The organism is Nioella sediminis (assembly GCF_001879695.1).
GTDB lineage: Bacteria > Pseudomonadota > Alphaproteobacteria > Rhodobacterales > Rhodobacteraceae > Nioella > Nioella sediminis.
This window is the reverse complement of the sequence record NZ_MNBL01000185.1, coordinates 1-8,807: the sequence shown is the minus strand read 5'-3', so window position 1 is coordinate 8,807 and position 8,807 is coordinate 1. Positions and strand designations below refer to the sequence as shown.

At 62.7% G+C, this 8,807-nt stretch carries 8 protein-coding genes; 4 read left to right on the top strand and 4 right to left on the bottom strand.

Features of this window, described 5'->3' with window-relative positions; translation table 11 throughout:
* Window positions 1–222 precede the first annotated feature (222 nt).
* The 3 genes from msrQ to BKY26_RS19595 form a co-directional block, all read right to left on the bottom strand.
* Window positions 223–828: a protein-methionine-sulfoxide reductase heme-binding subunit MsrQ gene (gene msrQ, locus BKY26_RS19605; RefSeq protein ID WP_071692059.1), complete on the bottom strand. Its 606-nt coding sequence runs from the start codon at window positions 826–828 to the stop codon at window positions 223–225.
* 9 nt (window positions 829–837) lie between these two features.
* Window positions 838–1,743 (bottom strand): protein-methionine-sulfoxide reductase catalytic subunit MsrP, encoded by a 906-nt coding sequence (gene msrP, locus BKY26_RS19600; RefSeq protein ID WP_071692058.1) that lies wholly within the window; start codon window positions 1,741–1,743, stop codon window positions 838–840.
* 72 nt (window positions 1,744–1,815) lie between these two features.
* Window positions 1,816–3,306, bottom strand: a complete 1,491-nt coding sequence (locus tag BKY26_RS19595; RefSeq protein WP_071692057.1) for an FMN-binding glutamate synthase family protein — start codon at window positions 3,304–3,306, stop codon at window positions 1,816–1,818.
* A gap of 277 nt (window positions 3,307–3,583) precedes the next feature.
* On the opposite strand from BKY26_RS19595, the gene BKY26_RS19590 reads away from it, so the two are divergent.
* Window positions 3,584–4,066 carry a fasciclin domain-containing protein gene (locus BKY26_RS19590; protein WP_071692056.1) on the top strand — a complete coding sequence of 161 codons (483 nt, stop codon included), beginning with the start codon at window positions 3,584–3,586 and terminating at the stop codon, window positions 4,064–4,066.
* Window positions 4,067–4,124: 58 nt separating this feature from the next.
* Window positions 4,125–4,616 (top strand): fasciclin domain-containing protein, encoded by a 492-nt coding sequence (locus tag BKY26_RS19585; RefSeq protein WP_071692055.1) that lies wholly within the window; start codon window positions 4,125–4,127, stop codon window positions 4,614–4,616.
* Between the two features lie 81 nt (window positions 4,617–4,697).
* Here BKY26_RS19585 and clpB read toward each other — a convergent pair whose 3' ends face one another.
* The gene (gene clpB, locus BKY26_RS19580) at window positions 4,698–7,313 is read right to left on the bottom strand and encodes an ATP-dependent chaperone ClpB (protein ID WP_071692054.1); all 2,616 of its coding nucleotides are present in this window, start codon (window positions 7,311–7,313) and stop codon (window positions 4,698–4,700) included.
* A 214-nt stretch (window positions 7,314–7,527) separates the two neighbouring features.
* Between clpB and BKY26_RS20375 the strand changes: the two genes are divergently transcribed.
* Window positions 7,528–7,704, top strand: coding sequence for a hypothetical protein (locus tag BKY26_RS20375; protein ID WP_158514374.1), 177 nt, complete (start codon window positions 7,528–7,530; stop codon window positions 7,702–7,704).
* Window positions 7,705–7,911: 207 nt separating this feature from the next.
* Window positions 7,912–8,601, top strand: a complete 690-nt coding sequence (gene pyrF / locus BKY26_RS19575; protein WP_071692053.1) for an orotidine-5'-phosphate decarboxylase — start codon at window positions 7,912–7,914, stop codon at window positions 8,599–8,601.
* Window positions 8,602–8,807: the final 206 nt, after the last annotated feature.

The window sequence follows — 8,807 nt, the reverse complement described above, 5'->3', positions numbered from 1 at the left end:
CAAAACCCGCAAGCGCTTTTTTGAAGAAACATGAACTTTTTTTGTCCGACCCTTGAAAACTCAAATAATTCAGATGTTTAGATCACCAAAGACTCAAGATGTTCTGCGCTAACGAGGCTTTCGATGCTGCTCTGCGGCACCAACCTGCCGACTCGCATTCCAACATCTTGGGTTACCCCCCGACTTATCCCCAGATTCTGGGAGCAACCCGCGTGAATCCCATCAGGAGCGGGCGACTCGGCGGGTCATCCAGAGCGCCCGCATCGCCACGACCGCCACGGCAATCGCAAGATAGACCAGGGACTGAACGCTCCAGACCTTTTCCTGCATCACGAAATGCAGCCCGCCGAGGATCACCGCCACATAGGACAGCCGGTGCAGCTTGTGCCAGCGCAGGCCCATCCGGCGGATCGCAGCCTTGGTCGAGGTCAGTGCCAACGGCACCAATAGCAGGAAGGCCGCCATGCCGATGGTGATGTAGGGACGCTCCACCAGATCCTCAGCGATCTGGCCCCACAGGAAGGACATATCCAGCGCCAGCCAGGTCAGCAGGTGCAGACAGACATAGCCGAACCCCAACAGCCCGAAGGCGCGGCGGAACTTCAGCAGGTTCAGCGCGGCATAGCGGCGCAAGGGCGTGACCAGAAGCGTGGCAATCAGGAATTGCAGCGCGATCACCCCAAGCTCATGTTCCAGCGCCTTGATCGGCTCCACACCGAGCCCGCCATTGATGCCAAGCCACAACAGCCAGGCCGCGGGCAGGAACCCGAGGATATAGAGCGGCCATTCCGGCAGGCGGCGCAGGGTCTGGTTCAGCGTGTCGATCATGTCGGGGCCTCAGAAATACTCGGACAGGTCCATGCCCTCGTACATCGAGGCCACCTCGTCCTCGTAGCCGTTGAACATCAGCGTCGGGATGCGCCGGGCAAAGAGCCCACCACCGACGCGCCGCTCACTTGCCTGGGACCAGCGCGGGTGATCCACCTCGGGGTTCACGTTGGAATAGAAGCCGTATTCGCGGCGGTTCTGCATGTTCCAGGTGGTGGGCGGTTCCTCATCCGTCAGGGTGATGCGGACGATCGACTTGATCGACTTGAACCCGTATTTCCACGGCACCACCAATCGGATCGGCGCGCCGTTCTGGTTGGGCATCGGTTCGCCATAAAGACCGGTCGCCATCAGGGTCAGCGGGTGCATCGCCTCATCCAGACGCAGACCCTCACGGTAGGGCCAGTTCAGGATCGGGCTGCGCTGACCGGGCATTTCCTCGGGCCGCACCAGCGTTTCAAAGGCCACGTACTGCGCGCCCTCCTGCACACCGACGCGGGTCAGCAGATCGGCCAGTTCGAACCCGTTCCACGGGATCACCATCGACCAGGCCTCGACACAGCGGAAGCGGTAGATGCGGTCTTCGATGGTCATGCCTTCGAGGATCTCGGCCAGCGAATAGACACCGGGATTGTCGACCATGCCATCAATCTCGATCTGCCACGGGTCGGTGGTCAGCATATGGGCATAGGCGGCGGGGTCGGTCTTGCCGGTACCGAATTCGTAGAAGTTGTTGTAGCTGGTGATCTCTTCGAAGGTATTGGGTTCCAGCGCCTCTTGCGCGCGGGCCTGCCCGCCAATCAGACCGGCCCCCATGACAGCCCCTGCACCGGCCATCCATTGACGACGGTTCAGGAACAGACCCTTGGGGGTCACATCCGCATGGGTCAGGTCATTCTTCCAGCGATAGGCCATTTGGTCCTCCTGCATTTGCTTGGCGCGACACTGCCAAAGAGATGGTGCGCAACAAAGCGAAAGCAGCGGGGCTCACGGCATTGTTGGAATCTCGTGACCACGGGGAAAAACATCGTGCATCGGGCGTGAGGTACCATCGGCCATCACCAGACGCACGTGGCGGCGGCGCATCTGGCGGGGTTCCGCAACCCCCACGGAATGGGCGATTGTCTCGACTTCCTTGATGATTCCCTTGGCATAACGCGCCACCCGATCCTCTTTCACCTCAACGACCAGACCCTTCTGAAAGCGCGGATCATGGGTGGTGATGCCGGTCGGGCAGGTGTTCTTGTTACATTTCAGCGCCTGGATACAGCCCAGCGAGAACATGAAGCCACGGGCGGATGTTACAAAATCGGCCCCCGCCGCCAGTGCCCAAGCCACATCGCCGGGGTTCACCAGCTTGCCAGAGGCAATGAGCCGGACCCGATCCTTCAACCCATGCCGGTCGCGCAGGTCCGACACCATCAGCAGCGCCTCGCGGATCGACATGCCGACAAGGTCCATCAGCGGCATGGGCGAGGCCCCGGTCCCGCCCTCGCCACCGTCAAGCGTGATGAAATCGGGCGCGCTGCCTTCGCCGCGCTCGATGATCAGGCGGAAAAGGTCCTCGAACGGCTCCGCGCCGCCCGCTACAGTCTTGATGCCTACGGGCTTGCCGGTGACCTCGCGGATATGGGCGATCATGTCCAGCAGATCGCCCCAGTCGTCGATCTCGATATGTCGGTTCGGCGACAGGCTATCCTCGCCCGGCACGATCCCCCGGATCTGCGCGATCTCGGCTGTGATCTTCTCAGCCGGCAGGATACCGCCCTTGCCGGGCTTGGCCCCCTGGGCAAGCTTCAGCTCGAACATCTTGACCGCCTCATGCGCTGCCACCTCGCGCAGCTTGTCGTCGTTCAGGCTGCCATCGGGGTTTCGCACGCCATATTTCGCCGTCCCGATCTGAAAGACGATGTCGCAGCCGCCCTCAAGGTGATAGGGCGACAGCGCGCCCTCGCCGGTGTTCATCCAGATCCCGGCTTTTTTCGCCCCCCGGCTCAGCGCCTGTACGGCGGGTTTCGAGATGGCGCCATAGCTCATCCCCGAGATATTGAAGAACGACGGTGCCATATAGGGCTGCCGCGCGGTGGGGCCGATTATCATCGGTTCCGTCGAAGCATATTGGTTGTCCAGCGGCGGGAAGGCAGCGTTCACGAAAATCGGAGTGCCGGGAATGGTCAGGTCGCGGGTCGACCCGAAGGCCAGAGTGTTGGACCCGCCCTCGGCGGCGTGATTCACCCAGTCCCGCTGCGCCCGGTTAAAGGGCAGCTCTTCCCGGTCCATGGCAAAGAAATACTGGCGGAAGAACTCTCCCAACGCGGTGAACAGCCCCCGGAACCGCCCGATCACCGGGTAGTTGCGGCGGATCGCGTCATGGGTCTGCAACCGGTCATAGATGGCCACCAGCAGCAGGATGAGGACGATCACCCCGACCAGGAACAAAAAGGCCTGCGCCAGAAACTCCACGAAACTGAACATCATCGCCTTGCGCCTTTCAGTGCTGTTGGGTTGTCCGGAACATTGCCCGCCCCGGCCCCGTCAATCAATCGGCGGATGGTCACAATCGGGTCGGATCATCACCGCGTGATCACGAGGCCTGCACGATTTTGTGAGTGGACATCCGAAAACACCGTGGCTTAGCGCGGCCAATCGTTTCGGCAACCCAGGTTTTCAAGGATTTGATGACGTTGCGAGGTCATCCAATCCCGCCCTGTTCCCGTAACCCAAGTCACATTCCTCAGGACAGGAGAACCAACCAATGATCCGTCGTACTTTTCTTGGCACCGCTGCCGCTGTGATGCTTTCCACCACCGCCTTCGCGGGTGGTCATTCCATGGACATCGTCGATACCGCCGTGGGCGCGGGCACGTTCAACACGCTTGTCGCTGCCGTGCAGGCCGCCGGTCTGGAAGACACCCTGCGCGGCGAAGGCCCCTTCACCGTCTTTGCACCCACCGACGAGGCTTTCGCCGCCCTGCCCGAAGGCACTGTCGAAACCCTTCTGATGGAGGAAAACCTCGATCAGCTCGTGGCCATCCTCACCTATCACGTGGTCCCGGGCGCGGTCATGTCAGGCGATCTGTCGGATGGCATGATGGCAACCACCGTTCAGGGTGGCGAAATCGAGATCGGCACCATGGATGGCGTGACCGTGAACGGTGCCAATGTGGTCGCCGCCGATATCGAAGCCTCGAACGGCGTGATCCATGTGATCGACGCGGTGATCCTGCCTTCGATGTAAACGCATCGGCCCGCCCTGACCGGCGGGCCTTTCCTTTGACCGAACGAGGGAGTTCCCCATGAACCGTCGTCAATTCTTTTCGGCCACCGCAGGGGCCGCTGCCGCATCGCTGGCAACACCTGCAATCCTCTCCGCACAATCGGCAACCATCGTCGACCTCGCCGTCGCAACGCCCGAGTTGTCCACGCTGGTGACCGCCGTTCAGGCGGCGGGCCTGGTCGACACGCTGTCCGGCCCCGGCAATTTCACCGTCTTCGCCCCCACGAACCGCGCCTTCGAGCATCTGCCCCATGGCGTTCTGCAAGGCCTGCTGCATGACATCCCGGCGCTGACAAATGTGCTGACCTACCATGTGTCGGCCGCCTACTACCCGGCCTCCGCCATCCTCGGCCAACGCGGCCGCATCCCGACCGTTCAGGGCGGCTATATCAGCGCCAACGGGCAGGGACATGGCGTGGTCCTGAACCATTCCGCCACCGTCACCACCGCCGATGTCATGGCCTCGAACGGGGTCGTCCACATCATCGACACCGTGCTTGTGCCAGGCTGAGACCGTCCCCAACGGCTTATGGCAGAGAAAAGCGCCCCCGGAGGTATCGCTCCGGGGGCGCTGATCTTTCGGCCTGACGCCTTAGTGCACCACGGCGTCGTCCGGCTTGGGCCGGTTCGAGGCTGACACCCGGTCGCCCACGATCAGCCCGTCGGCCCCGGCGCTGACATGCACCGTTTCGCCGTCCTTGACCTCACCGGCCAGGATCATCTCGGCCAGTTGGTTTTGCAGGGCGTTCTGGATGACCCGCTTCAAGGGCCGTGCCCCGAAGACCGGGTCATAGCCCTCATCGGCCAGCCATTTCCGCGCACCGTCGTCCAGATCCAGCGTGATCTTGCGATCGGCCAGACGCTTTTCAAGGCGGCGCAGCTGAATGGCGACGATGCCATCCATATCGGCCCGCGTCAGGCGGTCAAAGATGATGGTTTCATCCAGACGGTTCAGGAATTCCGGCCGGAAATGGGCGCGCACGGCGTCCATCACGTCCCGCTTGGCGGCGGAACTGTCGGCGCCATCGGGCAGCTGGCTCAGCGCCTGCGCGCCAAGGTTCGAGGTCAGCACGATGAGAGTCTGCTTGAAATCCACCGTGCGGCCCTGCCCGTCGGTCAACTGACCGTCATCGAGCACCTGTAGCAGCACGTTGAACACATCCGGATGCGCCTTCTCGACCTCGTCGAACAGCACAACCTGATAGGGCCTGCGCCGCACCGCTTCAGTCAGCACGCCGCCCTCATCATAACCGACATAGCCCGGAGGTGCGCCGATCAGACGGCTGACCGCGTGTTTCTCCATGAACTCGGACATGTCGATGCGCACCATCGCCTGATCGTCGTCAAAGAGGTATTCGGCCAGCGCCTTGGTCAGCTCGGTTTTCCCCACGCCGGTCGGCCCAAGCATCAGGAAGCTGCCCAAAGGACGGTTTTCGTCGTTCAGCCCCGCCCGCGCCCGGCGCACGGCGTTCGACACGGCGGTGACGGCGGTCTTCTGCCCAATCACCCGCTTGCCTATTTCCTCTTCCATGCGCAGCAGTTTCTCGCGCTCGCCTTCCAGCATCTTGGACATCGGAATGCCGGTCCAGCGCTCGACGACACTTGCGATCTGTTCGGGTCGCACGGCCTCTTCGACCATCAGGTCATTGTCCTGTTGCTCCGACTCCGCCAGTTGCTTTTCCAAACCCGGGATGACGCCATAAGACAGCTCCCCGGCGCGGGCCAGGTCGCCCTGCCGCTTGGCCTGGTCCAGTTCCGCACGGGCATGGTCCAGCTTTTCTTTAAGCCCACGCGCGCTTTCCAGCTTGTCGCGTTCCGACTGCCATTGCGCCGTCAGTTCCGCCGATTTCTGCTGAAGCTCGGACAAGTCCTTTTGCAGCTTCACCAGCCGGTCCTTGGACGCCGCATCATCCTCTTTCTTCAGCGCCTCTGCCTCGATCTGCTTTTGCAGGATGTCGCGGTCGAGCGCGTCCAGTTCTTCCGGCTTGGAATCCACCTCCATCCGCAACCGGCTGGCGGCCTCATCGACAAGGTCGATGGCTTTGTCCGGCAGGAACCGGTCGGTGATGTAGCGGTGGCTGAGCTGCGAGGCCGCGACCAGAGCAGCGTCCGAAATCCGCACCCCGTGATGCAGCTCGTACTTCTCCTTGATCCCGCGCAGGATGCTGACCGTGTCCTCCACCGTCGGTTCCTCAACCATCAGCGGCTGGAACCGGCGGGCAAGGGCCGCGTCTTTCTCCACATACTTGCGGTATTCATCCAGCGTCGTGGCCCCCACACAATGCAACTCGCCCCGCGCCAGCGCCGGCTTGATCAGGTTCGCCGCATCCATTGCGCCATCGGTCTTGCCCGCACCCACAAGCGTGTGCATCTCGTCGATGAAGAGGATGATTTCCCCGGCAGCCGCGGTGATCTCGTTCAGCACCGCCTTCAGCCGTTCCTCGAACTCACCCCGGTATTTCGCACCGGCAATCAGCGCGCCCATATCGAGCGCCATGAGGGTCTTGTTCTTGAGGGATTCCGGCACGTCGCCATTGACGATCCGCAGCGCCAGCCCCTCGGCAATCGCCGTTTTCCCGACACCGGGTTCGCCGATCAGCACCGGGTTGTTCTTGGTCCGGCGGCTCAGCACCTGCATGGCGCGGCGAATTTCCTCGTCGCGGCCAATGATCGGGTCAATCTTGCCCTCGCGCGCCGCTTCCGTCAGGTCGCGGGCGTATTTCTTCAGCGCCTCATAGCTGTCTTCGGCCCCGGCACTATCCGCCGTGCGCCCCTTGCGCAGATCGTTGATCGCCGAATTCAGCGCCTGAGCATTCACGGCGCCCGCATCCAGCGCGTCCTTGGCCTTGGATTTCACCATGGCCAATGCGGTCAGAATGCGTTCGACGGCCACGAAACTGTCACCCGCCTTTTCAGCCAGCTTTTCGGCCTCAGTCAGCACCTTCACGGTCTGCCCGTCCATGTAAAGCTGCCCGGAATCGCCGGTCACTTTCGGAAGCTTCGACAGCGACAGGTCGACCGACTCCGCCACCCGCTTGGCGTTGCCGCCCGCCCGGGTGATGAGGTTCGAGGCCATGCCCTGATCGTCGTCGAGAAGTGCCTTCAGCAAATGTTCGGGAACCAGTTTCTGATGGTCTTCCCGCTGTGCGATGGTCTGCGCGGCCTGAAGGAACCCGCGCGCGCGGTCGGTGAACTTCTCCAAGTTCATGCCAAGTCTCCTTTTCAAAGCGCCCGTCCGTCGCCCCGCCCAGAATTCCGGCACGGAGGCATTTGCGGGCCTTGTCAGATAGATGGGAAAGGACACGACCCATCACAAGACCGCGACGCAGGATTCCCTTTCGAAAAATTCTTCCCATTTCTTTTGAACCGGGCGGCACCCCCGCCCGACACATGACCATAAGCCATATCTGGAACCCCAAGCCATGACCCGCATCGCCCTGACCCAAGTCGCCTATGACGCCCGCCGCGCCTGTTTTCATGCCCGCGCCGTGCTGGACGACCGCGCCCCGGTCGACTGCCGCTGGCACGGCCCGCAAGGGGCCGCGTTCTCGCACATCGCCTCCGGCCTCTCTAAGGCCGCCCTCCGCCACCGGCGGTAACAGTTTCCCCAAGGCGCAGCCGCCTGTCCCGTCCCTCAACAAAGGCTGCGCCCCCAGACAGGATGACCCCCGTCCCTCAAGGTCTCCTGCTGCCCGGCCCGGTCGCTTCCCCCCGTCGCGACCGGGCCGTTTTCTGTCTGACCGCATGGACAGCAGGCGCGTCGCCCCCTAAAGCATCGCCCCAGTGCAACCGGAAGGACCCAAGCCATGAGTGATGACCGCCTGATCGCCGCCCTTGACGTGCCCAATGCCCTGCAAGGCATGAAACTGGCCGAAGAGATCGGTGATGCCGTCAGCTTCTACAAGATCGGCCTGGGGATGCTGACCGGCGGCGGGCTGGCCCTGGCCAACGAGCTGAAGCAGGAACACGGCAAGCGCATCTTCCTCGACATGAAGCTCTTCGATATCGGCGCAACGATTGAAGCCGCCGTGCGCGGGCTGGCGCAGTTCGATCTGGATTTCCTGACCGTGCAGGGCGACCCGCAGGTGGTCCGAGCCGCGAAAGAGGGCGCAGCGGGCAGCGGGCTCAAGATCCTCGCCGTCACGGTGCTGACCTCGCTTGACCGGGATGATCTGGATGCCAACCTGATCAAGCCGGGCAATGTGCAGGATATCGTTCTGCAACGCGCCGCAAATGCGTTCGAGGCCGGGGCCGATGGCGTCATCGCCTCACCCCATGAGGCCGCGTTGATCCGCGCCCTTCCAAATGCCAAAGACCGCCTGATCGTCACCCCCGGCGTGCGCCCCACAGGCAGCGCCAAGGGTGATCAAAAGCGCGTGGCAACCCCGGCTGCGGCCATCACCGACGGAGCCGATCATATCGTGGTGGGCCGCCCGATCTGGACGGCAGAGAACCCCCGCGCCGCGGCACAGGCGATCCTCGCAGACCTGCCCTGACCCGATCCCGAGCCAAGGGGCGAAGTCCCCGCAGGCGAGATACAGTCTTGCGCCGTCAGGCGCGCAACTTGGCTAACGGCTCAGTTCTCGTTGATATCGTGGTCGAAGGTCTTCACCTGGCCGCGATAGACGCCCAGGAACCGGCGCAGCAGCAGCCAGGCCACCAGCGACACCACGGCATAGCTCAGCAAAAGAACAGGGACCGA

What these genes read in the sequence shown, in the direction of transcription:
- msrQ (WP_071692059.1), bottom strand. Translation starts at nt 828, where the DNA reads ATGATCGACACGCTGAACCAGACCCTGCGCCGCCTGCCGGAATGGCCG.
- msrP (WP_071692058.1), bottom strand. Translation starts at nt 1,743, where the DNA reads ATGGCCTATCGCTGGAAGAATGACCTGACCCATGCGGATGTGACCCCC.
- BKY26_RS19595 (WP_071692057.1), bottom strand. Translation starts at nt 3,306, where the DNA reads ATGATGTTCAGTTTCGTGGAGTTTCTGGCGCAGGCCTTTTTGTTCCTG.
- BKY26_RS19590 (WP_071692056.1), top strand. Translation starts at nt 3,584, where the DNA reads ATGATCCGTCGTACTTTTCTTGGCACCGCTGCCGCTGTGATGCTTTCC.
- BKY26_RS19585 (WP_071692055.1), top strand. Translation starts at nt 4,125, where the DNA reads ATGAACCGTCGTCAATTCTTTTCGGCCACCGCAGGGGCCGCTGCCGCA.
- clpB (WP_071692054.1), bottom strand. Translation starts at nt 7,313, where the DNA reads ATGAACTTGGAGAAGTTCACCGACCGCGCGCGCGGGTTCCTTCAGGCC.
- BKY26_RS20375 (WP_158514374.1), top strand. Translation starts at nt 7,528, where the DNA reads ATGACCCGCATCGCCCTGACCCAAGTCGCCTATGACGCCCGCCGCGCC.
- pyrF (WP_071692053.1), top strand. Translation starts at nt 7,912, where the DNA reads ATGAGTGATGACCGCCTGATCGCCGCCCTTGACGTGCCCAATGCCCTG.